The 25,811-nt window shown below is 69.5% G+C and carries 25 protein-coding genes; 15 read left to right on the plus strand and 10 right to left on the minus strand.

Annotated elements, in window-relative coordinates:
* Positions 1–34: 34 nt before the first annotated feature.
* Positions 35–3,067 carry an autotransporter outer membrane beta-barrel domain-containing protein gene (locus CAL11_RS19600; RefSeq protein WP_086093940.1) on the minus strand — a complete coding sequence of 1,011 codons (3,033 nt, stop codon included), beginning with the start codon at positions 3,065–3,067 and terminating at the stop codon, positions 35–37.
* 301 nt (positions 3,068–3,368) lie between these two features.
* Between CAL11_RS19600 and CAL11_RS19605 the strand changes: the two genes are divergently transcribed.
* The 4 genes from CAL11_RS19605 (at position 3,369) to pyrF (ending at position 6,964) form a co-directional block, all read left to right on the plus strand.
* Positions 3,369–4,259, plus strand: a complete 891-nt coding sequence (locus CAL11_RS19605; protein WP_033464444.1) for a YihY/virulence factor BrkB family protein — start codon at positions 3,369–3,371, stop codon at positions 4,257–4,259.
* A 107-nt stretch (positions 4,260–4,366) separates the two neighbouring features.
* Positions 4,367–4,765: a diacylglycerol kinase gene (locus CAL11_RS19610; protein ID WP_003808610.1), complete on the plus strand. Its 399-nt coding sequence runs from the start codon at positions 4,367–4,369 to the stop codon at positions 4,763–4,765.
* A 50-nt stretch (positions 4,766–4,815) separates the two neighbouring features.
* A complete protein-coding gene (locus CAL11_RS19615) occupies positions 4,816–6,135 on the plus strand; it encodes an NAD(P)/FAD-dependent oxidoreductase (RefSeq protein WP_086093941.1) in 1,320 nt (439 codons plus the stop codon).
* 7 nt (positions 6,136–6,142) lie between these two features.
* Positions 6,143–6,964: an orotidine-5'-phosphate decarboxylase gene (gene pyrF / locus CAL11_RS19620; protein ID WP_003818873.1), complete on the plus strand. Its 822-nt coding sequence runs from the start codon at positions 6,143–6,145 to the stop codon at positions 6,962–6,964.
* 46 nt (positions 6,965–7,010) lie between these two features.
* On the opposite strand, the gene CAL11_RS19625 is transcribed toward pyrF, so the two are convergent.
* The 6 genes from CAL11_RS19625 to ribBA are packed head-to-tail and all read right to left on the minus strand — an operon-like array spanning position 7,011 to position 11,357.
* Positions 7,011–7,577 carry a CinA family protein gene (locus tag CAL11_RS19625; RefSeq protein ID WP_003808604.1) on the minus strand — a complete coding sequence of 189 codons (567 nt, stop codon included), beginning with the start codon at positions 7,575–7,577 and terminating at the stop codon, positions 7,011–7,013.
* The gene (locus CAL11_RS19630; protein ID WP_086093942.1) at positions 7,574–8,116 is read right to left on the minus strand and encodes a phosphatidylglycerophosphatase A family protein; all 543 of its coding nucleotides are present in this window, start codon (positions 8,114–8,116) and stop codon (positions 7,574–7,576) included. Before CAL11_RS19630 ends, CAL11_RS19625 begins: the two co-directional genes overlap by 4 nt.
* On the minus strand, positions 8,113–9,129 hold the full coding sequence (gene thiL / locus CAL11_RS19635) for a thiamine-phosphate kinase (protein WP_086093943.1): 1,017 nt from the start codon (positions 9,127–9,129) through the stop codon (positions 8,113–8,115). The genes CAL11_RS19630 and thiL overlap by 4 nt, the downstream gene beginning before the upstream one ends.
* 39 nt (positions 9,130–9,168) lie before the next feature.
* Complete coding sequence (nusB, locus tag CAL11_RS19640; protein ID WP_080699837.1) at positions 9,169–9,633, minus strand: transcription antitermination factor NusB; 465 nt, start codon at positions 9,631–9,633, stop codon at positions 9,169–9,171.
* A 7-nt stretch (positions 9,634–9,640) separates the two neighbouring features.
* Positions 9,641–10,168: a 6,7-dimethyl-8-ribityllumazine synthase gene (gene ribH, locus CAL11_RS19645; RefSeq protein WP_003808598.1), complete on the minus strand. Its 528-nt coding sequence runs from the start codon at positions 10,166–10,168 to the stop codon at positions 9,641–9,643.
* Between the two features lie 13 nt (positions 10,169–10,181).
* Positions 10,182–11,357 carry a bifunctional 3,4-dihydroxy-2-butanone-4-phosphate synthase/GTP cyclohydrolase II gene (gene ribBA, locus CAL11_RS19650; protein ID WP_086093944.1) on the minus strand — a complete coding sequence of 392 codons (1,176 nt, stop codon included), beginning with the start codon at positions 11,355–11,357 and terminating at the stop codon, positions 10,182–10,184.
* Positions 11,358–11,502: 145 nt separating this feature from the next.
* Between ribBA and CAL11_RS19655 the strand changes: the two genes are divergently transcribed.
* The 7 genes from CAL11_RS19655 (at position 11,503) to CAL11_RS19685 (ending at position 18,592) form a co-directional block, all read left to right on the plus strand.
* Positions 11,503–12,300, plus strand: coding sequence for an HAD-IIB family hydrolase (locus CAL11_RS19655; RefSeq protein WP_086093945.1), 798 nt, complete (start codon positions 11,503–11,505; stop codon positions 12,298–12,300).
* 5 nt (positions 12,301–12,305) lie between these two features.
* Positions 12,306–13,133: an IclR family transcriptional regulator gene (locus tag CAL11_RS19660; RefSeq protein WP_086093946.1), complete on the plus strand. Its 828-nt coding sequence runs from the start codon at positions 12,306–12,308 to the stop codon at positions 13,131–13,133.
* Between the two features lie 148 nt (positions 13,134–13,281).
* Entirely contained in the window at positions 13,282–14,289 is a 1,008-nt protein-coding gene (phnD, locus tag CAL11_RS19665) for a phosphate/phosphite/phosphonate ABC transporter substrate-binding protein (protein ID WP_086093947.1), read from the plus strand.
* Between the two features lie 2 nt (positions 14,290–14,291).
* Positions 14,292–15,062, plus strand: a complete 771-nt coding sequence (gene phnC / locus CAL11_RS19670; protein ID WP_086093948.1) for a phosphonate ABC transporter ATP-binding protein — start codon at positions 14,292–14,294, stop codon at positions 15,060–15,062.
* A gap of 17 nt (positions 15,063–15,079) precedes the next feature.
* On the plus strand, positions 15,080–15,949 hold the full coding sequence (gene phnE / locus CAL11_RS19675; RefSeq protein ID WP_167382624.1) for a phosphonate ABC transporter, permease protein PhnE: 870 nt from the start codon (positions 15,080–15,082) through the stop codon (positions 15,947–15,949).
* Positions 15,946–16,767, plus strand: a complete 822-nt coding sequence (gene phnE / locus CAL11_RS19680) for a phosphonate ABC transporter, permease protein PhnE (protein ID WP_033464465.1) — start codon at positions 15,946–15,948, stop codon at positions 16,765–16,767. The genes phnE (CAL11_RS19675) and phnE (CAL11_RS19680) overlap by 4 nt, the downstream gene beginning before the upstream one ends.
* 226 nt (positions 16,768–16,993) lie before the next feature.
* Positions 16,994–18,592 (plus strand): CYTH and CHAD domain-containing protein, encoded by a 1,599-nt coding sequence (locus tag CAL11_RS19685; RefSeq protein WP_086093949.1) that lies wholly within the window; start codon positions 16,994–16,996, stop codon positions 18,590–18,592.
* A 46-nt stretch (positions 18,593–18,638) separates the two neighbouring features.
* Here the strand turns inward: CAL11_RS19685 and ftsY are convergent, their stop codons facing one another.
* Entirely contained in the window at positions 18,639–19,844 is a 1,206-nt protein-coding gene (ftsY, locus tag CAL11_RS19690; RefSeq protein ID WP_086093950.1) for a signal recognition particle-docking protein FtsY, read from the minus strand.
* Between the two features lie 69 nt (positions 19,845–19,913).
* Between ftsY and rsmD the strand changes: the two genes are divergently transcribed.
* From rsmD to CAL11_RS19710, 4 genes are read left to right on the plus strand one after another with little or no spacing between them, the layout of a single operon-like run.
* Positions 19,914–20,534, plus strand: a complete 621-nt coding sequence (gene rsmD / locus CAL11_RS19695; protein WP_086093951.1) for a 16S rRNA (guanine(966)-N(2))-methyltransferase RsmD — start codon at positions 19,914–19,916, stop codon at positions 20,532–20,534.
* 20 nt (positions 20,535–20,554) lie between these two features.
* A complete protein-coding gene (coaD, locus tag CAL11_RS19700; RefSeq protein ID WP_086093952.1) occupies positions 20,555–21,064 on the plus strand; it encodes a pantetheine-phosphate adenylyltransferase in 510 nt (169 codons plus the stop codon).
* Between the two features lie 53 nt (positions 21,065–21,117).
* Positions 21,118–21,369, plus strand: coding sequence for a YfhL family 4Fe-4S dicluster ferredoxin (locus CAL11_RS19705; protein ID WP_003808570.1), 252 nt, complete (start codon positions 21,118–21,120; stop codon positions 21,367–21,369).
* Positions 21,366–22,577 carry a benzoate/H(+) symporter BenE family transporter gene (locus CAL11_RS19710; RefSeq protein WP_086093953.1) on the plus strand — a complete coding sequence of 404 codons (1,212 nt, stop codon included), beginning with the start codon at positions 21,366–21,368 and terminating at the stop codon, positions 22,575–22,577. The genes CAL11_RS19705 and CAL11_RS19710 overlap by 4 nt, the downstream gene beginning before the upstream one ends.
* Positions 22,578–22,584: 7 nt before the next feature.
* Here CAL11_RS19710 and CAL11_RS19715 read toward each other — a convergent pair whose 3' ends face one another.
* Positions 22,585–22,971 (minus strand): MOSC N-terminal beta barrel domain-containing protein, encoded by a 387-nt coding sequence (locus CAL11_RS19715; RefSeq protein WP_086093954.1) that lies wholly within the window; start codon positions 22,969–22,971, stop codon positions 22,585–22,587.
* Positions 22,968–25,481: an AsmA family protein gene (locus tag CAL11_RS19720; protein WP_086093955.1), complete on the minus strand. Its 2,514-nt coding sequence runs from the start codon at positions 25,479–25,481 to the stop codon at positions 22,968–22,970. Before CAL11_RS19720 ends, CAL11_RS19715 begins: the two co-directional genes overlap by 4 nt.
* Between the last annotated feature and the right edge of the window lie 330 nt (positions 25,482–25,811).

Raw genomic sequence — 25,811 nt, forward strand, 5'->3', positions numbered from 1 at the left:
GGTTCGCCTGGCGGGGTTTTTTCATGGCGCTCGCTCAGAAGCTGTAGCGGTAGCCGGCGTGAAACGACCACGGAATGTTGATCCGGTCGCCCGCCGCGTACTCGTACGAGGCATACAGATTGTGGCCCTTGCCCAATGCGGCATCGACGCCCGCGCCCAGCTCCGCGCGGCCATGGCGGCCCGCGCCGGCATGGCCGATGCCATTGGTGCGCACATCGCCAGTGCTGTCGAACTCCTGCGTCCAGCCGAGCCTGGCGTAGGGCTGCACGATGTTGCCGCCGGCCAGGGCGATGCGCCGGCCAAAGCGCAAGCCCAGGCGGCCCAGGGTGGCCGTGTTGGCGTCCACCTTGACGCGAAGACCGTTGCTGGCGCGATAGCGCTTGCCTGACGTGCGCCACAGCATGACTTCGGCCTGCGGCTCGGCAAACCAGTCGTTGGGCAGCTCGAACCGCCGTCCGCCTTCGAGCGACCATGCGGCGCCGCGCGCGCGGTAGTCGGCGGTGACGCGGCCGCCGTCGGTGGCGGCAATGTTGTATTGCTGGTCGTAGCGGCCCAGGCGCAGCACGGTGTCGAGGTAGTAGCCGCTATCGCCGACATAGGCGGCGTAGCCGCCGACGTGCACGCCCTTGACCTTGCCGCCGCCGTCGCCGGGATAGGTGCGGTCGGCATAGGTGTAGCCAAGCAGGCCGCCGGCGTACCAGCGCCCGCCCGGCGCGCTCCAGCCGCGATCCAGGCCGATTTCCAGCCCGCTGACCGTCTGGTCGTAGGCGCGGGCGTGGCGGTTGCTGATCTGCTGGCGCTCGCTGAACGTACGCGCCCATGGCCCGCCGGCGTCGGCGCGCAGGCGCAGTTCGCCCAGGCGCTTGTCCAGCGCGTTGGATTCGGCCAGCGCGATGCTGGAAAGGTCCGCCGCGTTCACGGCGGCATTGGCCGCCCCCGACAGGGCCTGGCCCGCGCGCTGCAGGCTCCAGACGCGCGTTTGCGGATCCTCCACCAGGTCGTAGCGCCAGGTACCCAGGTCGACCGCCTCGCCGGCGTTGGCCAGCCGGAAGGTGGCGTTGCCCTGCCCCTGGGTATGCACCAGGCCCAGACGGGCGCCCTGGCTGTCGGCCTCGCCTCCGGCATTGCGCACCAGCACGCGATGCTGGCCATCGGCACGGCCGGTGACCCGCAACTGGTCGTTCTGCCTTGCGGCGACGTTGGTGTTCAGCACGAACACCCCGCTGCCGTCCAGGGTCTGCAGGGTCAGGGTCTTGTAGGAGGCGCCGGGGGCGGGCGCCTGGAGCTCGACCCGCCCGCCGCGCATCGACATGTTCTGCACCTGGGAGTCGGCGCGCACGACCCAGGTTCCGCCCTCGCGCAGCGTGGCCGACTCGAGCGCCTTGGTGGCTCCGTGCCAGGCGCCGCCGCTGGCCACGGTGAGGGAGATCCCGGCATCGACGGCGTTGTTGCCGTCGGCGACGATATCGCCGCGAGCCAGGGCGCCGCTCTCGAGGGCAACCGCCACGGGAATGGTGGAACGCTGCTGGATGAACACGCCATTGCCGCCTTGCGCCGTGGCGCCGTCGGTCAGCCGGACCGAGACCTTGCTGCGGGCAAGGGCGTCCGGCATCAGCTTCAGCGGCGCGCCGGTCACGCTGATCGCGCCGGCCTGGGCCGAGACCAGCGACCCGGCGCTGACGACCAGCGTGCCGTTGGCCAGCTGCGCGGCGCTCGAGCCGCTGCCCTCGGCGCGTACCGCCACGCCTGCCAGGCGGGCGCTGCCGTGGGTAACCGCGATGCCGGCGGCGCGGTTGCCGGTCGTGACGATGCCGCCGCCCTGCATGTCGACGGTGGCCGGGCCGGAGCCGGCCTCCGGCTCGAAGCCGAGCACGGAGATGCCCTCGGCCCCCGCGCCCGCGGTCTCGATGCGGGTCTGCCGCAACGTGACGCGTCCGCCATGCTGGGCCGATACGCCGGCGGCCAGGCTCTTGGCGGTGCGCAGCACGGCGTTGGCGACCTCGGCGCGGGCTGCGTCGCCGCGCACCAGCACGGCATCGGTATTGGCGCCGTCGGTCGACACCGTGGTCCCGTCCAGCCGCACCGTGCCGCCGGGCGGCAGGGCTTCGAGCAGGCCCGCGCCGGCGACCACGCCGGCCCCGTCCTCGCCCCGCACGCTGACGGCGCCTCCCTGCAAGGCGATTTCGCTGCCGGGCATATACGCGTAGACGCCCGTCGCCTGCGGCCCGCGAACCTGCAGCGCGACATCCCGCAGCGCCACCTTGCCGTCCTGGCCGGCCTGCACCGCGGCAACGCGATCGAGCGCCGGATGCGCCGCCAGCGGCGCCCCGGGACGCGGTGGAGGCGGCGGCGGGAACCCCGGGCCCGTGTCCATATCGATCGAACCGCCAGCGACGGAAATGGAGCCGCCGTCGGCGATGAGCGCGGGCCCGAGGATGGTCCGCAGCGTCGCGTCGGCGATGCTCGCCTGGCCGCCTTGCGCGGCCCGGACCAGGCTTACGCCCGGCGCTTCGCCGCTCAGCACGCCGCCGCGCACGTTCAGGCGGCTGCCGGCGTCGGAGACCGTCATCGGGTCCATCCCCTCCCCGCCCGCCACGGTGACGCCGGCCAGCTCCAGCGTGCCGCCGCGCCGTACCACCACGGGGATGCCGCCCTCGGCGGCATCGATGCTCGAGCCGGCCAGCGTCAGCGCACTGCCCGCGCCGCTGACGCGCACCCCGATGGCCGGCGTATTCGCCGGAATCGCGTGCTCCAGCGAGATGTGGACCTCCTTGAGCGTGGGGGGCGCCGTATCGCCGAACTCGTCGGGATCGTCGTCGATATTGATGCCGACTCCGCTGTCGAAGACGATGATGTGCGAACGGTCCCGGTGATCGATCCCGCCTTCCTGCCCGGCGTCCCGCGCGTGCGGGGCGCCGGCCACGGGCGGCTGCGGCGCCTGCGCGGCCGCGGGGGCCAACCGGGTCAGGCCGGCCAGCGCCAGGGCCGCGGCCAACGCATGCAGGCGCCACGCTGAACGCGGGATCTGCAAGGCAGACGGACATTGACGGAGTCTATCTAGATACATGTGCCACCAAAAGGGAAGTTGAACAAACCGCCCCGCCTGTCGCACGAAGCCGGCGACGCCAAGGAAACGACCGCGTCCCGATGGAATCAGGCACGGGCCATGCGGGGATTTGCGCAGTATCCGAGGCCCACGTCATAATGAATGCCGGAGGATGTCCGACACTCCACAAGAGCTTTCCTGAATTGCCGTGCTTTCTTGCGAGAGTCATGCACGACGCCATGAGGCCGGGAAAATCTCCTCGAACCGCGGCCCGCCGCGGCCGATACTTCCGCCACCACGCTGTCCCATCCAACCCGAGGCCATGCGCTTGCCACGCCAGATCCGCTTGCCCCACCTCCGTGACATCGGCGCCCTGCTGGCCGATTCGGCGCGCGAATGGTCGCGCCACCGCGCTTCCAGCAAGGGAGCGGCGCTGTCGCTCTATATGGTGTTCTCGCTGGCGCCGATGCTGATCCTGGTGATCGCGGTGGCCGGCGCCTTCTTCGGCGAAGAGGCCGTGCGCTCGGAACTGTTCAGCCAGGTGCGCGACCTCACCGGCGAGCGCGGCGCCGAGGTGATCCAGACGGTGCTGGCCAGCGCGCACGAATCGGGCAGCGGCTGGCTGGCCGCGCTGCTGTCGATATGCGTGCTGGTGTTCAGCGCGACCACGGCCTTCGCCGAACTCAAGGCCAGCCTGGACGAGCTGTGGGACGTCAAGGAAGACAAGAGCGGGCTGCAGGGGCTGGTGCGCAGCCGCATGCTGTCGTTCGGCCTGGTGCTGGTGCTGGCGCTGTTCCTGCTGCTTTCGCTGACCATCAACGCGGCGCTGGGCGCGGCCAAGGGCTACTACGGCGATCTGTGGAGCACGTCGGCCTTCGCGGTGGCGGCCGACTGGCTGTCGAACCTGTTTTCGTTCTCGGTGGTGGCCGCGCTGTTCGCCGTGGTCTACAAGCTGCTGCCCAGCAAGCGCATCCCCTGGCTCGACGTCATACCCGGCGCGATCGTGACCGCGGCGCTGTTCCTGGCCGGCAAATGGGGCATCGGCCTGTACCTCGGACGCGGCGCGGCGGTATCCGCGTACGGGGCGGCGGGTTCGTTGATCGCGCTGCTGCTGTGGATCTATTATTCGGCGCAGATTTTCTTCTTCGGCGCCGTCTTCACCCGGCAGTTCGCCGAGCGCTTCGGCAGCCTGCGCCGGGCCGCACCCGCCTGAAGGCCGCCGCCCGCCCCATGGGCGGCATACGGTCGTCGGGCTCACGCGGGCAACACATATCTGTTAAAAACGCGGCCAGCCCACCCTGGACGCCTCACACTCCGAACATGGCCCATACCCCTCATCCCTCCCCCTTCAAGAGCACAGGCGGATTGCGCCGCATTCTCAATGCGCTGCGCTACTCGCTGCAGGGGCTGAAGGCCGCCATCAAGTACGAGGCGGCATTCCGCCAGGAGCTGGTCCTGGCCATCCTGCTGGTGCCCGCGGCGTTCTTCCTGGGCCGCACCACCGACGAAGTCTTCATCCTGATCGCCTCGGTCATCCTGGTGCTGGTGGCCGAGCTGCTCAATTCCGCCATCGAGGCGCTGGCCGATGCGCTGTCGGTGGAGACCCACCCCCTGCTGGGCCGGGCCAAGGACCTCGGCAGCGCGGCGGTCATGCTGATGCTGCTGTTCACCCTGGCCGTCTGGGTGGCGGTGCTGATCAGCCGCTTCGTCCTGGACTGAGCCGCGGCGGCGCCGTATCCAAGCGCGCCGGGCCACTCTATACTTGGCGCATGACGCAGACCCCGAATACAGGTTCCCCTCATCGCGTGGTCATCGTGGGCGGCGGCGCCGGCGGCCTCGAACTGGCCGCCAAGCTGGGCCGCGCCCACGGGCGCGAGCGCGTCACGCTGGTCGACAGCCGCCCGTTCCATATCTGGAAACCCTCGCTGCACGAAGCCGCCGCCGGCACCCTGGACATCCACCAGGAAGGCCTGTCCTACCTGATGCTGGCCAACATGTGCAACTTCACGTTCGCGCAAGGCGAATTGCGGGGCATCGAGCGCGAGCGGCGCCAGATCCAGGTCGGCGCGGTGGCCGATCCCTCCGGCCAGCAGGTCCTGCCGCCGCGCGAGCTCGCGTACGATACGCTGGTGCTGGCCCTGGGCAGCACGTCGAACTTCTTCAATACGCCGGGCGCGGCCGAGCACGCCGTCACCCTGGACACCACCGAGAACGCCGAGCAGTTCCGCCTGACCATGCTCAAGGCCATGGTGCAGGTGGACCTGCGCAAGGTCCACGACCCCTCCGCGCGCCTGGACCTGGTCATCGTGGGCGGCGGCGCCACCGGCGTCGAGCTGGCCGTGGAACTGATCGAGGCCAGCCATGTGGTCAGCGCCTACGGGCTGCCGAATTTCCGCGCCGACCGCGACCTGGTCATCACCCTGGTCGAAGGCGCGCCGCGCATCCTGTCGGCCCTGCCCGAGAAGATCTCGCGCGCGGCCCACGCCCGCCTGACCGAGCTGGGCGTGCGCGTCGAAACCGATTGCCGGGTCGCCGAAGTCGGCCCCGACCACGTGGCCACCGCCGACGGCCGGCGCTTCGAGGCCACGATGTGCCTGTGGGCCGCCGGCATCGAGGGGCCGCCGCTGTTCCGGCAACTGGGCCTGCCGCTCAACCGCCTGGGCCAGCTGGAAGTCAACGAACGCCTGGAAAGCCCCGACCCCCACATCCTGGCGCTGGGCGATTGCTGCGCGGCGCCCTGGAAGGACGGGCGCACCGTGCCGGCCCGGGCGCAGGCGGCGCACCAGGAGGCCGACTACCTGGCGCGCAAGCTGACGGCCCGCCTGCGCAATGCCGCCGAACCCACCGACGCCTACGCCTACCACGACCACGGCTCGCTGGTTTCGCTGGGCCAGGGGTCCGGGGTGGGCAGCCTGATGGGCAAGCTGGCCGGACGCGGCCTGTTCGTAAGCGGTACACTGGCGCGCCTGATGTACATGAGTCTGCACCTGATGCACCACCGCGCGGTGCTCGGTATTTCGCGGACCGCCACGCTTGCCCTGGCGCGCCTGTTGATGCGGCGCACCCGTCCCAGGGTCAAACTGCACTGACCTCGCCATGACATTCCTGAAGAAACTCGAACACGCCTGGAGCGCCAGCCAATCGTTGCTGCAGGTGGGGCTGGACCCCGACCCCAAGCGCTTTCCGCGCGAACTCGAAGGCAAGCCCGACGCCATCTTCCAGTTCTGCCGCGACATCGTCGACGCCACCGCGCCGTATGCGTGCAGCTTCAAGCCGCAGATCGCGTATTTCGCCGCGCACCGCGCCGAGGACCAGCTCGAAGCCCTGTGCCAGCACATCCGCGCGCAGCACCCCGACCTGCCCATCGTGCTGGACGCCAAGCGCGGCGACATCGGTTCCACCGCCGAGAACTACGCCCGCGAGGCCTTCGAACGCTACCAGGCGCACGCGCTGACGGTCAGCCCCTACATGGGCCTGGACTCGGTCGAGCCGTACCTGGCCTGGGGCGACCGCGGCGTGATCGTGCTGTGCCGCACGTCCAATCCCGGCGGTTCGGACCTGCAGTTCCTGAAAATGGCCGACGGCCAGCCGCTGTACCTGCATGTGGCGGGCCTGGTGGCCGACAAGTGGAACGCCAACGGCCAGTGCGGCCTGGTGGTCGGCGCGACCTTCCCGAACGAACTGGCGGCGGTGCGCCAACGCATCGGCGACGCCGTGCCGCTGCTGGTGCCGGGCATCGGCGCCCAGGGCGGCGACATCAACGCCACCGTGCAGGCCGGCGCGAACAGCGCCGGCGCGGGCATGATGATCAACTCGTCGCGCGCCATCCTGTACGCCAGCACCGGCGACGACTGGCGCCAGGCCGCCGGCGAAGCCGCGCGCGGCCTGCGCGATGCCATCAACGCGGTAAGAACCTGACCCCCCCGTGTGCCTGTCCCCGAAGGGGGACAGGCACCCGAGGAAGTCAGCCTCGATTGACCGGCTCCCCCAGGAATTCCAGGATGCCGCGCAGCGCGAACTCGACCGAGGCGTTGCGCACCTGGGCGCGGTCGCCGGGAAAGACGTGGGTGATGGCGCGCGAGGTGATGCCGCCATGGGCGCGCATGGCGAAGCCGAAGCACACCATGCCGACGGGCTTGCCCGGCGTGGCGCCGCCCGGGCCCGCAATGCCCGTGGTGGACACCCCGACTTGCGCGGACGGCGTGGCAAGCAGGACGCCGTTGGCCATTTCCAGCGCAACGGGCTCGCTGACCGCGCCATAGTGATCGAGCGTCTCGCCCGAGACGCCCAGTTCGGCGACCTTGGCCGCATTGCTGTAGGTGACGAAGCCGCGTTCGAACCAGTCGCTGGAGCCCGCCACCGATGTGACCGCGCCGGCCAGCAGCCCGCCGGTGCACGACTCGGCGGTGCCCATCATCCAGTCGCGCCGCAGCAGCGCCTCTCCGACCATTTCCGCCAATCCCTGGATGGCGGCCGCCGTCAGCGGCGTGGGCGCCAGGCCGGCGCGCCCCTGGGTGTCGTGCAAGCTCATGCGAATGCTCCCATGCGGACTAGGATCGCCATGACCAGCAAGGTATAGGCGGCGGCTACGATATCGTCCCACATCACGCCGAAGCCGCCCTTGATGCGTGCGTCGAAATACTTGATGGGCGGCGGCTTGGCGATGTCGAACACGCGAAACAGGATGAACGCCAGCGCCTGGGCGGCGACGGTCTGCGGCACCAGCCACAGCACCAGCCAGAACGCCACGATTTCGTCCCATACCATTCCGACGTGGTCGGACACGCCGAGTTCCCGGCCGGCTTGTCCGCACGCCCGGCAGCCATAGGCGAACGCCGCGGCAATGCCCATGCCCAGCGCCCAGTCGGGCGCCAGCGGCGCGAAGACGAACCAGCTCAGCCAGGCCAGCAAGGTGCCCCAGGTCCCCGAGGCCGGGCGCAGCAGGCCGCTGCCCAGGCCGAAGGCCAGCAGGCGCGCGGGCCGGGCGCGCACCCAGCTCCAGCCGGGATAGGACACGCGCGCGCGCGCCTGCATCGAAGTCGGGTCGGAGGGGGTATCGGGCGGGCTCATGGTCGGCGGCCTGGGGCCGGCTGGTCCGTTGTGTCGGAGAAATGATCGAAACCGCCCGGCAAGTCGCCCAGCGGCGCGCCGTCGGCGTCCAGCACGCGCAGTCCTTGTCCGGCCTGGATGCGGCCGATGCGGCTGACGGGCGCGCCCGCGTCTCGCGCCGCCTGCGCGATGGCCTGGCGATGCGCCGGGTCGGCGGTGAAGCACAGTTCGTAGACATCGCCGCCGCCCAGCACGGCGCGGCGCACGGCCTCGGACGGCAGGCCCGCCAGCGCGGCCGCGACGGGCAGCGCGTCGTAACGCAATTCGGCCGCCACGCCGCTGGCGGCCAGGATGTGGCCCAGGTCCTGCAGCAGGCCGTCCGAAATGTCGATGCCGGCGCGGGCGAGACCGGCCAGCGCCAGGCCCAGCTCGACGCGCGGCCGCGGCCACTCCAGCGCCGCGCGGGTGGCGGCCAGACGCAAAGGGTCGGCGGGCAGTTGGCGATCGAGCAGCCGGTAGGCGATATCGGCGGCGCCCAGCTCCCCGGACACCCAGATGTCGTCGCCCGGCTGCGCGGCGGCGCGGCGCAGCGCCTGGCCAGGCGCCACGGCGCCGAACACGGTGACGCTGATGGCCAGCAGCCCTTGCGGGGCGCGGGTGGTGTCGCCGCCTATCAGCGGGCAGGCGTGCGTATCGGCAAGGGCCTGGAAGCCGCGCGCGAACGCCGCCAGCCATGTTTCGTCCACGCCGGGCAGCGCCAGCCCCAGCAGGCAGCCGATGGGACGCGCGCCCATGGCGGCAAGGTCGGAAAGGTTGACGGCCAGCGCCTTGTAGCCGAGCGCCTGCGGATCGACATCGGAAAAGAAGTGCCGCCCTTCGATCAGCAGGTCGGTGCTGGTGGCCACTTGCTGGCCGGGCGGCACCGGAAACAGCGCGCAGTCATCACCCACGCCGAGCACGCCATCGGGAGCCGGCCTGGTGAAATACCGCGCGATCAGGTCGAACTCGGACGCCAAGGCGACTCCTGCCAGCAAACGCGAACGGACGCGCCGCGCCGGCGCGTCCGCGGAAGGTCAGCGCCGCGGCGCCGCCTGGACTTCGGCCGTGCGCACGTCGGCCGCCAGCTTGTCGAGCACGCCGTTGACGAACTTGAACCCGTCGGTGCCGCCGAACGACTTGGCCAGCTCGACCGCCTCGTTGATGGCAACCTTGTACGGCACTTCGACATGGTGCACCAGCTCGAAGCTGCCGATCAGCAGGATGCCGTGCTCGACCGGCGACAGCTCGGACAGCGGCCGGTCGATGTACGGCAGGAACCGCTCGCGCAGCACCGGCGCCTCGCGCAGCACGCCGTGCAGCAGCGTCTTGAACCACTGCGCGTCGGCCTCGGAGAAATCCTCGGCATCGCGCAGGTGGGCGTCGATTTCGCCGGCGTCCTGGGTGCCCTCGCCGCCGCGCAACAGCCACGCGTACACGCCCTGCAGCGCGAACTCGCGCGCGCGGCGCCGCGCGCTGCGCGCGTTGGCGCGGGCCTGCACCGCGTTATCAGCGGCCGTCGTCTTCTTCGTCGTCAAAATCTTCGTCCTCGTCGTCTTCGTCTTCGTCGTCTTCTTCCGGCTCGAGCGCCGCCGCCAGGTTGGCCATCTCCACGGCCACCTGGGCGCAATCGGCCCCCTTGCCGGCGGCACGGGCCTGCGCCTGCTCGTCGGTATCGACGGTCAGCACGCCATTGGCCACGGGGATGCCGGTTTCGAGCGCGATACGGCTGATGGCCGCGGCGCTCTCGTTGCTGACCACTTCAAAGTGATAGGTTTCGCCGCGGATGACCGCGCCCAGGGCGATCAGCGCGTCGAATTCATAGCTTTCGGCCATGCGCGCCAGGGCCACGCCCAGTTCCAGCGCGCCCGGCACGCTGACCACCATCACGTCGCGCTCGTCCACGCCCAGCTTGCCCAGTTCCTCGAGGCAGGCCTGCAGTTGGGCCTGGCCGATTTCTTCGTTGAAACGGGCGCGCACGATGCCGATGTGCAGCCCTTCGCCGTTCAGGTCGGGGGTAAGGATGTAGGGATTCATGTGTCGGCCTTGTTCAGTCGTTGCGTAGGTTCGGAGGGGCGCAATCGTAACCCGTAATGGTGAGGGCGAAGCCCGCCATGCTGGGCATCTTGCGGGGACGGGCCAGCAGTTTCATGCGGCCCACGTTCAAATCACGCAGGATCTGCGCGCCGATGCCGTAGGTGCGCAGTCCGAATCGGTCGCCTTCCTGGGTGGCCGCGCGCTCGGCGGGGCCGTCCCAGTTGGCGATCTGGCCAAACAGGTGTTCAGTGGACGACTGGCAGTTCATCAGCACCAGCACGCCGGCCGGCGAGGCGGCGATGGCGTGCAGCGCCTGGCCCACGCTCCAGCTGTGCGGGCTGGCGCCGGTGTCCAGCACGTCGAGCAGCGAGGCGGGTTCATGCACCCGCACCAATGTCTCGCGCTCGGGATCGATATTACCGTGTACCAGCGCCAGATGTGGCGAACGCGTGGCGTCGTCGCGGTAGGCGATGCAGCGGAAATCGCCCCAGGGGGTCTGCATCATGCGCTCGCCCATGCGCGCGATGATGGATTCGTGCTCGCTGCGGTACTGGATCAGGTCGGCGATGGTGCCGATCTTCAGGTTGTGCTCGCGCGCGAATTCGACCAGGTCGGGCAGGCGCGCCATGGTGCCGTCGGGCTTGAGGATTTCGCAGATCACGGCCGCCGGGGTCAGCCCGCCCATGGCGGTCAGGTCGCAGCCGGCCTCGGTGTGGCCGGCGCGCACCAGCACGCCGCCAGGCACCGCGCGCACCGGGAAGATGTGGCCGGGCTGCACCAGATCGGACGGCTGGGCGTCGCGCGCCACCGCGACCTGGATGGTGCGGGCGCGGTCTGCGGCCGAAATGCCGGTTTCCACGCCTTCGGCGGCCTCGATGGATTGCGTGAAATTGGTGCCGTATCGAGTGCCGTTGCGGCTGGCCATCAACGGCAGGTCCAGCTGCCGGCAGCGCTCTTCGGTCAGGGTCAGGCACACCAGGCCGCGGCCGTGGGTCACCATGAAATTGATGGCCTCGGGCGTGACGAACTCGGCGGCCATGACCAGGTCGCCCTCGTTCTCGCGGTCTTCTTCGTCGACCAGGATGACGATGCGGCCTGCCCGCAATTCGGCGATGATCTCGGGCACCGAGGCGATGCCGAAAGACTCCGGCGCGGCGCCGGCGTTGAGCGGGGAAATCTGGGCAGACATGAATCGGGCGCGTCCAGGCTGGAAAGCTGCAATTTTAGCGCCCTTGGCGCGGTCGCGCCCCGCGCGGCGGCGGGCCGCGCGCGCACGGTAAACTTCGCGCTTGAGAATCGCGCCCCGATAACGACAAATCCCCTCGAGGAGCCCCATGCAAGCGCTTGCGGCCATGCCAGCCCCGGTAGCCGCGTCGGTACGCATCGTACTGACCGACATCGACGACACCCTGACCACGGAAGGCCGCCTGCCGGCCGGCGCCTACGCGGCGCTGGAACGCCTTGAGCAGGCCGGCATCGTAGTGGTGCCGATCACTGGCCGGCCCGCCGGCTGGTGCGACCACATCGCGCGGATGTGGCCCGTGCGGGCCGTCGTGGGCGAGAACGGCGCGTTCTACTACGCCTATGACCGCTCGGCGCGCCGCATGAACGCGCATTACTGGGCCGACGGCGCCACCCGCGCGGCCAACCGGCAGGCGCTGCAGGCCATCCGCGAACGGGTGCTGCGCGAAGTGCCGGGCACCGCCGTGGCCAGCGACCAGGATTACCGGGTGGCGGACCTGGCCATCGATTTCTGCGAAGACGTCCCGGCGCTGCCCGACAGCGCGGTCGGGCGCATCGTCGAAATCTTCCACGCAGCCGGGGCGCAGGCCAAGGTCAGCTCCATCCACGTCAACGGCTGGTTCGGCGACTACGACAAACTGACCATGACGCGCACCCTGTTCGAGCGCGAGTTCGGCCTGGACATCGATTCGGCCCTGCAACACACCCTGTTCATCGGCGATTCGCCCAACGACGAGCCGATGTTCAAGTTCTTCCCGATCTCGGTGGGCGTGGCCAACATCCAGTCGCAGCTGCATCGCATCCAGCATCGCCCGGCGTTCGTCGCGGCCGCGCGCGGCGGCGACGGCTTCGTCGAGATGGCCGAGCGCCTGCTGGCGAGCCGGGGATAAGCGCCATGTCCGCCGCCAGATCCACCGCCAAGCCCGCCGCCGCGCCAGGCAATGACGGCCGCCGCAGCATCCAGTCGGTCGAGGTCGGCTTTCCGCTGCTGGCCGCGCTGGTCGACGCCGGCCGCCCCCTGACGCTGCGCGACCTGGCCGGCGCCGCCGGCATGACCTCGGCCAAGGCCCACCCCTACCTGGTCAGCTTCACCCGGGTCGGCCTGGTCCAGCAGGACACCGTCACCGGCCAGTATGAACTGGGGCCGTTCGCCCTGCAGATGGGCCTGGTCAGCCTGCAGCGGCTCGATCCCGTGCGGGTGGCCCTGCCCGAAGTCGACAAGCTGCAATCCGAGATCGGCCACACCCTGGGCATCGCGGTGCTGGGCTCGCACGGCCCGACCATGATCCACATCACCGAAGCCAGCTACCCGGTGCATGTCAACATGCGCAAGGGCACGGTGATGTCGATGCTGCACACGGCCACCGGCCAGGTGTTCGCCGCCTGGCTGCCCCCCAAGGTGGCCGAGCACTACATCGCCCGCGAAGACGGCGACGCCGCGGTCATCGCCAGCCTGACGCCGCGCAAGACCACCCGCGCCAACCTGGAGGCCATGCTGGCCGACATCCGCGTGCACGGCATGGCCCGGGCGCTGGGCAACCCCCTGCCCGGCGTGGACGCCCTGTCGGTGCCGGTGTTCGACCACACCGGCGGCATCGTGCTGGCGCTGACCAGCCTCGGGCCGACCGGCCTGTTCGACGCGTCCTTCACCGGCGCCATCGCCCGGCCGCTGCTGGCCTGCGCCCAGGAAATCTCGCGCAAGCTGGGTTACCGCGGCAACTGAAGCGTTCGAAACAAAAAAGAAAACAAAACGAACAAAACGAACAAAAGACGAAAAGAAAGACAGGGACTTCACCGAGTGCGCGGGTGGGCTCGTTTGTGTTTGAATAACGTGACAATTCATATACCAAACGCACTCCGAGGAGACGCCCATGCAAGCCAAGCGCCTGCTGCAAGCCGCCGCCGTGACCGCCCTGATTTTCGGTTCCCACACCGCGCAGGCGGCCGACGCCGCATGTTCGAATCGCGGCGATCTGGACGATATGTACTGCGATGCGAACAAGGACCTGGTGGCCGATACGCCGACCGACAAGTCCAAGCTGAAAACGCCATCGACGCTGGTCTTCACCTATACCCCGGTGGAAGACCCGGCCGTCTACGAAGACATCTTCAAGCCCTTCACCAAGCACCTGAGCGAGTGCACCGGCAAGCGCGTGGTGTTCTACCAGGTGCAGAGCAACGCGGCCGAAATCGAAGCCATGCGCTCGGGCCGGCTGCACGTGGGCGGCTTCTCGACCGGCCCGACCGCCTTCGCCGTGAACATCGCCGGCGCGGTCCCGTTCGCGGTCAAGGGCTACGCGGACGAATTCCAGGGCTACAACCTGATCGTCATCGTCAAGAAGGACAGCCCGTACCAGAAGCTGACCGACCTCAAGGGCAAGAAGCTGGCGCACACCGCGCCCTCGTCGAACTCGGGCCACATGGCGCCGGTCGCCCTGTTCCCCAAGGAAGGCCTGACGCCCGACAAGGACTACAAGGTCATTTTCTCGGGCAAGCATGACCAGTCGGTCATGGGCGTGAACTCGGGCGACTACGACGCCGCCGCGGTCGCCTCCGACGTGTTCAAGCGCATGGCCGAGCGCGGCCAGGTCAAGGAAGAGGATTTCCGCGTGATCTATCGCAGCGAGAAATTCCCGACCTCGTCGTTTGCCTACGCGCACGACCTGGAGCCGGCCTTCCGCGACAAGATGCTCAAGTGCTTCTACGACTACCGCTTCCCCGACGAAATGAAGAAAGCGTTTGACGGGGCCGACCGCTTCTATCCGGTGACCTACCAGAAGGACTGGGCCATCGTGCGCGAAGTGGCCGAATCCGGCGGCGAGAAGTTCAACCGCGCGGCCTACGACCGCGAAACCGCCAAGAGCAAGGGCAAGCAGTAAGCATGGCGACGTCTCTGCGCATCACCGGCCTGGTGAAGGAATACCGGGCCGGCAAGCCGGTTCTCAACGGCATCGATCTCGATATCGCGGGCCAGGGCCTGACGGCCATCATCGGGCCGTCGGGCACCGGCAAAAGTACCCTGCTACGCTGCATCAACCGCCTGATCGAGCCGACCAGCGGCGAAATCGTGCTCAAGGACGCCGAGGGCACGGTGGACCTGGCCCGCGTGCGCGGCCAGTCGTTGCGCCGCGCGCGCCGGCGCATCGGCATGGTGTTCCAGGAATACAACCTGGTCGAGCGCCTGACCGTGATGGAAAACCTGCTGACCGGACGGCTGGGCTACACCTCGGCGCTCAATGCCTGGATGCGGCGCTTCGAGCCGGCCGACATCGAACGCGCCTTTCAATTGCTGGACACGGTGGGCCTGGCCGGCTTCGCCGACCAGCGCGCCGACGCGCTGTCGGGCGGCCAGCGCCAGCGCGTCGGCATCGCGCGCGCGCTGATGCAGCGGCCGCAACTGCTGCTGGCCGATGAGCCGACCTCGTCGCTGGACCCCAAGACCTCGGTCGAGATCATGGAGCTGCTGACCGAACAGGGCAGCGTCAACGGCATCCCCGTGCTGGTCAACATCCATGATGTCGAACTGGCGCGGCGCTACGCCAACCGCATCGTCGGCATGTCGGGCGGCCATGTCGTGTACGACGGCGACGGCAAGGGGCTGGACGCCGCCATGCTCAAGACCATCTACGGAGGCGAGTCTTGGCTGGAGTGACTGCGCGCACGGCAGGCATGGCGCGCCGCCCCTTCACGCTGTCGTGGCGCGCGAAGGCCGGCGTGCTGCTGGTGCTGCTGTACACCTTCTACGCCGCCGCGCAGCTGGATTTCAGCTGGGCGCGCTTCGAAACCGGCCTGGGCCATGCGGCGACCTTCCTGGCGCGCATGTTCCCGCCCAATTTCGAGAAACCCGACACCCTCTGGAAGGGCATCGCCGAAAGCCTGGAAATCGCCGTGCTGGCTTCGGTGCTGGGCATCCTGCTGTCGCTGCCCATCGGCCTGCTGGGCGCGCGCAACCTGATGCCGGCCTGGGCCTCCTGGCCGGCGCGCGCCCTGGTCGCGCTGTGCCGCGCCCTGCACCCGGTGATCGTGGCGATCCTGTTCGTCAAGGCCGTGGGCTTTGGCGCGCTGGCCGGCATCCTGGCCCTGACCGTGGCCTCCATCGGCTTCATCGGCAAGCTGTTCACCGAGGCCATCGAGGAGATCTCGCTCAAGCAGGTCGAGGCCGTGCGGGCATCCGGCGCCTCGTTCGGCAATGTCATCATTTTCGGCGTGCTGCCGCAGGTGTTCGCGCGCTTCGTGGGCTTTGCCACCTACCAGTTCGACTCCAACCTGCGCAACTCGACCATGGTCGGCATCGTCGGCGCCGGCGGCATCGGCGGCACGCTGTTCTCGGCGTTCCAACGCTTCGACTACGATTTCGTGGCGGCCATCCTGCTGACCCTGATCGCCATCATCATGCTGGGTGAAATCCTGGCGGGCTTCGTGCGCAAGGTATTCCTGGACAACATGGGCTTCGAACGCATCCTGCAACGCCGCTTCACCGCGGCCCGGGGCCTGGGCACGACCACGCCGCTGGCGCGCAAAGGGGAGGTGGACGAATGAACACCTCCGTGACGAGCCTGGAACCGGGCCATCCGCGCACCTGGCAGCGCTACAGCGGCGGCCAGAAGGCGCTGCGCTTCATGCTGTACCTGCTGCTGGTGGCCGCCATCGTGCAGGCCGTGCGCAGCGTGGAGGTCATCCCCGAGTTCCTGTACGACGCGCCCGAACAAATGGCGGACCTGCTGCGGCGCATGTGGCCGATCGACTGGTCGTACTATCCCGAGGGGGTGCACGCCGCGCTGGTCGAAACGCTGCACATCGCCACGCTGGGCACCATCCTGTCGGTCGGGATGGCCGTGCCGGTGGGCCTGCTGGCGGCCAACAACCTCACGCCCAGCCGCACCATCAACATGCTGGCGCGCCTGATCCTGGTGTCCAGCCGCTCGGTCAACTCGCTGGTGTGGGCGCTGCTGTTCATCGCCATCTTCGGTCCGGGCGCGCTGGCGGGCACCCTGGCCATCGCGTTCCGCTCGATCGGTTTCGTCGGCAAGCTGGTGGGCGAAGCCATCGAAGAGGCCCAACGCGGCCCGATCGAGGCGCTGACCGCCACCGGCGCCAGCAAGGCCGCCGTGCTGTGGTACGGCTACTGGCCGCAGATCCGCCCGTCGTTCTGGTCCATCGTGCTGCTGCGCTGGGACATCAACGTGCGCGAATCCGCCGTGCTCGGCCTGGTGGGCGCCGGCGGCATCGGCATGGCGCTGGACACCGCGCTCAACCTGTTCCAGTGGGACCGCGTCGCCCTGGTGCTGGCCGCCATCTTCGTCGTCGTCGTCGCCGCCGAAATCGTCATCACCCAGGCCCGCAAGCGCATCCTCTGACTCCGCGTGCCTGTCCCCGGACGGGGGGCTGGCACCGGCTGACTTCCACGCCGCGTGCCTGTCCCCGCTGGGACAGGCACGCGGCGCTACGCCATGAACGGTTGACGGCCAGGACGGTATCCGTCCCAGCGGGGGCAGGCAGCCCCATGACCGGAATATGACCCGTCATCAATTTTCGGGTTAGCCTTGGGTACTATCCCAGGCTTTCGGCTCGGCGGGTCCGATCATGTCAGAACAAGAATTGAAGCTCCACGTCCCGGCGGCGGCGCGGGCGGCGGTGCAGCAGCAGATCCAGCAGCGGCAGGCCACGCGTATCCGCCTGCACGCCTTGTATTTCGACACCCCCGGCCGCGAGCTGGCGCGCGCGCGCATCGCGATCCGGCTGCGCCAGGAAGGGCGCGATTGGGTGCAGACGCTGAAGATGCCGGGCGCCAATGCCATCAGCCGCGTGGAGATCAACCACCCGCGCCCCGGGCCGGTGCTGGACCTGTCCGTCTATGCCGGCACCGAAGTCGAGGCGGCGCTGACGGCCATCAAGGGCGAGCTGGGACTGCGCTACGAAACCGACGTGCAACGGCTGTTCTGCAAGGTGCGCGGCCGGCACGGCACCGTCGAGCTCGCCTACGACACGGGCGTGCTGCGCGCCGGCGCGCTCGAGCTGCCGATCTCCGAGCTGGAATTCGAACTGGTCTCGGGCCGGCCCGCGGCCATCTTCGCCATGGCGCGCGGCTGGCTGCAACGCCACGGGCTGGTGCTGGATGCGCGCAGCAAGTCCGAACGGGGCGATGCGCTGGCGCAACTGGCGCACGACCTGGCCGCCGCGCCGGGCGAGGCCGACGACGCCGCGCGGGCGACGCGCGACCAGCAGGCCGTCGCCGGCTTCTGGGCGCCGCGCAACGCCGGCCCGGTCAAGCTGGACGAAGCAATGACTCCCATGCAGGCCATGGCCGCGGTAGCGGCCGAATGCGTGGACCACATCGCGCGCAACGCCGCCGTGCTGGCCGAGGTGGACACCCTGGGCGTCCATCGCGCCGGCACCCCCGAACACGTGCACCAGCTGCGCGTGGGCGTGCGGCGGCTGCGCTCGGCCTGGCGCCTGTTCGACGGCTGGATCGCCGACCCGTCCGAAACCCTGGCGCTGGGCGCCCGTACGCATTTCAGCGCATTCGGCACGGCGCGCGACCAGGACGTACTGGCCGACACCATCCTGCCCCTGCTGGCGCGCGCCGGCATGCCGGCGCTGCCCGCCGAGGGCGCGCCGTCCAATGACAATGCCCAGTCGCTGGCCGCCGATCGCGCCTTCCAGGGCTGGCTGCTGGAGCTGCTGGCCTGGAGCCTGGACGTGCCGCCCCCTCCCGCCCCGGCCGCCACGGCCGAGGCCGCGCCGGCCAGCCCCACCATCATTCCGTTGGCGCCGCCGGCCGAGCGCGCGCCGCCCGCGCTGCGCAAGCGCCTGACCGACCGGCTGCGCCGCTGGCACCTCAAGGTGATCGACGAAGGCCTGCGCTTCGGCGCGCTGGAGCTGGAGGCCCGCCACGAGCTGCGCAAACGGGTCAAGCGCCTGCGCTATGGCCTGTCGTTCGCGGAATCCCTGCTGCCGGCAACCCGGCTGCGCGCCTATCGCAAGCAACTGGCGCGCGTGCAGGACCTGCTGGGCGAGATCAACGACCTGGCGGTGGCGCGCGATTACTACCAGGCGGCGCTGCAGGCGCACCCGCAGGCCTGGTTCGCGGTGGGCTGGATCGGCGCCCGGCTCGATGGCCTGACGCCGCAGGCGCAGCAAGCGTTCGACCAGCTCGCGCGCGCCAAGCCTTTCTGGAAATGACAACGCCGCCCGGGCGGGCGGCGTTGCACACAGGCGCGAACCCCGCTCAGTCGGCCAGCAGGGCGGCGGCGAACTCGTCGGCCACGAAGGGCTGCAGGTCCTCCAGCCCTTCGCCCACGCCGATCCAGTAGACGGGGATGGGCCGCACGCCCTGGCTGCCGGCGGCCACGGCCGCCAGCGTGCCGCCCTTGGCGGTGCCGTCCAGCTTGGTGACGACCAGGCCGGTGAGGTTGATGGCGGCGTCGAAGGCGCGGATCTGCGCCAGCGCGTTCTGGCCGGTGTTGCCGTCGACCACCAGCAGCACTTCATGCGGCGCCGTAGCCTCGGCCTTGCCGATGACGCGGCGGATCTTCTTCAATTCTTCCATCAGGTGGAGCTGCGTGGGCAGGCGGCCGGCGGTGTCCACCATCACCACGCCCGCGTTGCGCGCGCGTCCGGCGTTGACCGAATCGAACGCCACCGCGGCCGGATCGCCGCCATCCTGGGAAATCACGGTCACATTGTTGCGGCTGCCCCACTCGACCAATTGCTCGCGCGCCGCCGCGCGGAAGGTATCCCCGGCCGCCAGCAGCACGCTGGCGCCCTGGCGCTGGAAGGTATGCGCCAGCTTGCCGATCGAGGTCGTCTTGCCCGCGCCGTTGACGCCGGCGATCATGACCACCAGGGGCCGGGCGCGCCCCAGGTCGAAGGACCGCTCCAGCGGCCGCAGATGGTCCGCCAGCAATTGGCGCAGCGCCGTCTTGACCTGCGCCGGATCGTCGATGCGCTCTTTCTTGACGCGCGCCCGCAGCGCGGCCAGCAGTTTTTCGGTGGCTTCGATGCCGGCGTCGGCCATGATCAGCGCCGACTCCAGCTCCTCGAACAGGTTCTCGTCGACCTTCACGCCGACGAACAGCCCGCCGATGTTCTGGCCGGTGCGCGACAGGCCCTGCCTGAGCCGGCTCAGCCACGAAGCCTTGCGCGGCGCCTCGGGCGCGGCCGGGGCCGGGGCCTGCGGCTCGGCGACGGGCGGCGCCACGGCCGGCGGCGCCGGCTCGGGCGGCTGTTGCGGCTGCGGGTCCGGCTGCGGCTCGGGTTGCGGAGCCGGCGCGGGGGCCGGTTGCTGGGCAGGCGCCGGGGCGGGTTGCGGCTCGGCGGGTTGAGGTTGCGCAGGTTCGTCCGACCCTGCGTCCACTGCCTCCGGCGGCGGCGCGGGCTGGGCCGGCGCGGCGGGCGGAGGGGATTTTTTCTTGAAGAAGCTGAACATGGGCAAAAGTATATTCGTTTCCCCACATCCGTCCCCGCGGGGGACGCTACTATTGCGCCCAGGAGGTCCCCGTTCTTGAAACCATCCCGCCCGGGCAGCAAACCCATCCGCATCGTGGGCGGCCTTTACCGCCGCACCCTCATTCCCGTTCCCGACGCGCCAGGCCTGCGCCCCACGCCCGATCGCGTGCGCGAGACCCTGTTCAACTGGCTCAACCACCTGTGGGGCGGCGAGTTCGCCGACAAACGGGTGCTGGACCTGTTCGCCGGCAGCGGGGCGCTGGGTTTCGAGGCCGCCTCGCGCGGCGCGGGCCAGGTGCAGATGGTCGAGCGCGACCGCGGCGCGGTGTCCGCCTTGCGGACGCTGCGCGACAAGCTGCGGGCAGGCGCGGTGCGCATCCATGCCGGCGACGCCATGCAGGTGATCGAGCGCATGGACGCCTCGCGCTTCGACCTGGTCCTGCTCGATCCGCCGTTCGGCCAGGGCTGGCTGGATCGCCTGTGGGCGCTGCTGCCCGCCGTGCTGGCCGAGGACGGACTGGTCTATGTCGAGTCCGAAACCGCGCCCGCGCCGCCGGCCGGATTCGAGCTGCTGCGCGAGGGCAAGGCCGGCGCCGTGCACTATCGTCTCTTCCAATTTGCTGCAATGCGCAAATCGATGAATAATCCGGCATTGGAGGATGGTGCAAGCCACTGAACAAAAGGTACGGAGCCCCTATGATCATCGCTGTTTACCCCGGCACGTTCGACCCGCTGACCCGAGGCCACGAAGACCTGGTCCGCCGCGCGGCCACGCTCTTCGACAAGGTCGTGGTGGGCATTGCGCACAGCCGCAACAAGAAGCCGTTCTTCACCATCGACGAGCGCGTGGACATCGCGCGCGAGGTGCTGGGCCACTATCCCAACGTCGAGGTGCACAGTTTCGGCGGCCTGCTGAAGGATTTCGTGCGCGACCAGAACGGCCGCGTCATCATCCGCGGGCTGCGCGCGGTATCCGATTTCGAGTACGAGTTCCAGATGGCCGGCATGAACCGCCACCTGCTGCCCGACGTCGAAACCATGTTCATGACGCCGTCCGACCAGTACCAGTTCATTTCGGGCACCATCGTGCGCGAGATCGCCCAGCTGGGCGGCGACGTCAGCAAGTTCGTCTTTCCGTCCGTCGAGCGCTGGCTGCAGGCCAAAGCCAAGGAACGCCGCGAGCAGTCCTCGCCCGACGGCGCCTGAGGCATCCGCGCGGGCGGGCTACAATCGGCCTGTCCGCCCCCGCCTTACCCGCCATGGCCCTCAAGATCACCGAAGAATGCATCAATTGCGACGTTTGCGAGCCCCAGTGCCCGAACGAAGCGATTTCCATGGGCGCGGACTACTACGTCATCGACCCTGACCGCTGCACGGAATGCGTCGGCCACCACGACGAACCGCAATGCAAGGTAGTCTGCCCGGTGGAGTGCATCGAACTGCACCCCCAATGGCAGGAAGGGCAGGAGCAACTGATGGCCAAGTACCGCCGCCTCACCGGTGCCGCATGAACGGCGCCGACTCCTCCACCCTCGCGGCGCGCCGGCCTGTCACCGGCGCGCTTTCCTTATCGGCCATCGTCGCCGGGCTGGTCGCGGTATTGGTCAGCTTCGGCGGCACGGCGGTGCTGATGGTGCAGGCCGGCCATGCCGCCGGGCTGGACGCCGCCCGCATCGGATCGTGGCTGGGCTCGATCTGCCTGGCGCTGGGCGTGGGCGGGGCGCTGGTCAGCCTGCGCAGCCGCATGCCCGTCGTGTTTGCCTGGTCCACGCCGGGCGCGGCCCTGCTGGTCACGGGGCTGGTGGGCGTGCCGTTCGACCAGGCGGTCGGCGCCTTCATGCTGGCCGCGGCGCTGACGCTGGCCTGCGGCGTATTCGGCTGGATCGATCCCATCGTGCGGCGCATTCCGGCCGAACTGGCCGCGGCCATGCTGGCCGGCGTGCTGCTCAATTTCGGCCTGGGCATTTTCGGCAGCATTGCAGCGCAGCCGGTGCTGGTCCTGTCGATGTGCGCGGCCTACCTGGCGGGCAGGCGCTGGGCGCCGCGCTTCGCGGTGCTGGCGGTGCTGGTCGTGGGCCTGGCCGCGGCCAGCAGCCTGGGCCTGCTGCGCCTGGGCCACGTGCAATGGGCCTGGACCGAATTCGTCTGGACCACGCCGTCGTTCACGTGGCAGGCCGCCATCAGCCTGGGCATCCCGCTGTTCGTGGTGGCCATGGCCTCGCAGAACCTGCCCGGCCTGGCCATCCTGCAGGCGGCCGGCTATCGGCCGCCTGCCTCGCGGCTGGTCGGCCTCACGGGCTTGGCCGGCCTGCTGGCGGCGCCGTTCGGCGCCCACAGCGTGACGCTCGGCGCCATCATCGCGGCGCTGTGCGCCGGCCCCGAAGCCCATGCCGATCCGGGCAGGCGCTACGTAGCCGCGGCCACTTACGGACTCACCTATGTGCTGCTGAGCGTGGCGGCGGGCGCCGTGGCCGTGTTCTTCCAGGCCCTGCCGGGCGCGCTGATCGCCGCGCTGGCCGGGCTGGCGCTGCTGGGCGCCATCATGGGCGGCATGACGACCGCCATGGCCGACCCGCAGCGGCGCGAAGCCGCGCTGGTGACCTTGCTGGCCACCGCCTCGGGCATCAGCTTCTGGGGCATAGGCTCGGCCTTCTGGGGCCTGGCGGCCGGCCTGGCGACGCACGGCGCGCTGGCCTGGCGTCGCGCGCGCCGCGCCTGAGCGCGGCCTACGACGGCCAGCGCACCTCGGCCATGTCGGGGTGCACCTTCAGGATCCGGCACGGCACCCCCGCATGGTTGGATATCCATGCCGCGGCCAGCTCGCCTTCGTCCACGACATCGACCGTCTGCTCGCCCACCAGCATCTGGTAGCGCACGCTGTCGTCGTCTTCGATCACGTCCAGCGGGATGTCCAGCCGCAGCATGCCGGGCGCCTTCAGGACCAGGTAGCCCATGCGCAGCTCGACCGACACCTCGGCCAGGCGCGGGCACAGGTCGCGGTTGAGCCACTGCCCCGCGTCGTTGGCCACCAGCCAGCGCTTCTGATAGGCGGCCGCGTCGGGCTGCGTGGTTGCGCCGCATTCGGCGATGGGTTGATAAGCGATGGTGCTCATTTGCCCAGGATCCCCTTGAGTGCCTTGTCGATATTCTTCGCCGGACTGCCGGCGGCGCCGTCGCCTCCGGTCAGCGCTTCCTTGAGCTGCTTTTCCAGCCCGCGCTTGAGCGCTTCGCCGGCCACTTCGCGCCACTGCAGCGTATAGACCGGCTTGTCGAACGGGCCGGTGACCAGAAGCGGAATGGTCAGGTTGCGCAGTTCGGCCAGGTCCTTGCCATCCTGCCCGGTCGACGTGTTGACCACGCGCACGCGCGCCACGAAATCCAGCTCGCTGCGCACGAAATCGATGTTCGCCGGGTTGCCCTGGTTGACGCGCAGCAGCGGCGCGGCCATGTCCAGGCGCTTGACGGTGGCCACGCCCTTGTTGAACACCAGGTCGCTTTCGAGCGAGGTGAAATCGGTCTGGCGGGTCTGGTCGTCCTGCATGGTGGGGTCGTGCGCTTCGCCGCGGAACATCGCCTTCAGTTCGCGCAGCGTCTGCGCCACGTTGATGCCCTTGATGGCGCCGTCGCGCAGCCGCACCTGCATGGTGCCGGCCAGGCCGCTCTTCATGGCGTAGGTATTGGCGCCGGCCGTCTTGAGGTCGAACGCCAGGCTGCCCGTGCCGCTGAGGGTGTCCTTGCCGGCCAGGTCGGAAAGCAGCGGCTGGATCGCGATGCCGGCCAGCGACATCTTCGCCACCAGCTGGTTGCCGTTGACCGCGTCCACCGACATCACGCCGCCCAGCTTGCCGCCATACAGCGCCGCGGTCAGGGTGGAGATGTCCAGCTTGCCCTTTTCCAGCTTGATGTTCGCCGCCACCTGCTCGGCCTTCAGGCCGCGCATCACCAGTTGGCCGATCTTGATCGTGCCGCTGGCGGTCGGCCCCACCAGGCCCGACAGGTTGATGCTGTCATCGGCCGCGGCCGGCGCGGGCTGGGGCTTGGCCGGCGGCTTCGATTCGTCCTGCTTGCCGTCGCCGGCCGGCTTGGGCGGCGCGCTGGCGCCTGCCGGCGGCGCCAGCTTGTCGAGGTCCAGCGTATCGACGGCCAGCGCGAAGGTCACGCGCGGCACCGCCGACAGCGCCGCGATATCGGCGCTCAGGTCGAACTTGCCGCCCTCGAGCACGGCGTTGATCCTGGCATTGGCCTGGTCCTTCAACAGGTTGGCGCCGACGCTGCCGATCACCGGGATCTGCAGGCTGCCCTTGGGCAGCCCCGGGTCGGTGATGTTGACGTCGCCCTTGAGCGCCGACAGGCCGATGCTGCGCTGCAGCAGGTTCAGCGTCACCGGCGAGGCGAAGGTCGACTTGACCACCCGCTCGCCCTGCTTGAGCGTGCTGTCCAGCTTGGCCTCCTTGATGTCGAGCTCGCCCGCGTTGCCGCTGATGCCGTTCAGGCCGAAACTCGCATCCAGTTCCTGGGTGCGCACGCGGCCGCTCAGGGCGTCGCCGCTGGCGTTGGTCGGAGAGATGTTCAGCGCGGGCGCGTCGACCGCCAGCTCGAAGGGACCGCCGGGCATGGCGCCCTTGGCGCGCACCGCCAGCTTGTCGATCTGCAGTTCGGTCTTGTGCGGGTCCACGGCCAGCTTGGGCATCGCCACGCTGGCCTCGACATTGGTCAGCTTGGTGGCCGTATCGACGATATCGCCCTGGAACAGGATCTCCAGGCCGGCCACGTCGAGCGACGAGGTCATGCCGTTGAACGCCACGTTGCCGCGCGCGGCCAGGCTCTTGGCCTGCGCGCCGGGCAGCCGCCCTTCCATGCGCAGGTCCAGCTTCTGCGCCGCGTAGCGCTTGGCCAGCGGATCGAGCGTCAGTTGCGCCTGGCCCGTGAGGCCGGCATCCAGCCGCGGGTTGCCACCCTCGACCCGCGCCGACAGGCTGACGTCGAAAGGCTGGTTATAGGTCACCCGGCCGGTGGCCGCGTTCAGCTTGGTGATGGCGACCGCCATGCCGCTCATGGCGTCCTGCAGCTGGATCTCGCCGTCCTTCAGGTCCAGGCCGGCGATATCGATCTGCATGCTCTTGGGCGTGGTCACGGTGCCGTTGACGATGGCCTGCGCCGTGCCGGTGATCGCGCCGGCGGTGGCCTCGGCGGCGTTGCCGGGCACATCGGTGCTCTGGACCGAGCCGCCCACCAGGTTCTCGAAATTGAAATGGCCATCCTTGCCGCGGATGACGCGCGCCTTGAAGCCGTTGATGGTGACATGGTCGACCACCAGGCTGTTCGACAGCAGCGGCCACACCGCCACCGCCAGGCGCATGCTGTCGATGGAGGCGAAGACGTCGGGGCTGTTCGGCTCGGACAGCGACACCCCCTGCACCGCCAGGCCTATGCGCGGAAACAGCGACAGCTCGATCTCGCCTTCGATGTTCAGCGTGCGCTCATAACGCGCCTGCACCGCCTCTTCCAGCTTGTACTTGTAGGCGTTGGGATCGAATGTCAGCAAAAAGATGGCCAGGCCGACGACGGCCACGACAACCAACACCACCAGGCCAATCACAATTCGCTTGAACCACGTTTTCATTGCTGCCCCGTCGAGACCTCGACTTGGAATGTTCCTGAAAAAGCCTGCCGCGCCGAAGCGGGCAGTCGCATGCGCGCCCGCGCCGCCCTGCCCGATCCGCCTGCTCCGCGCGGCGGGTGGCTGGCGCCCGCCCTGGCCACGCATGGCCGGGGCAGGATCTCGATTGGGGGTGGAACGTCGGCGAGCCTGAGGTCCGGACGCAGTGCGCCGGAATACCGCTATCGTAACAAATCAGGGAGCGAACCCGCGGTCGCGCCGCGTGGCCGCGCGACCGGTTCGAGCATAAGGGAATCCCGCCACGCTCGAAAGTAAGCTCTTGCTGGTATTTCA

This window comes from Bordetella genomosp. 6 (genome assembly GCF_002119705.1).
Taxonomy (GTDB): Bacteria; Pseudomonadota; Gammaproteobacteria; order Burkholderiales; family Burkholderiaceae_B; genus Bordetella; species Bordetella bronchiseptica_F.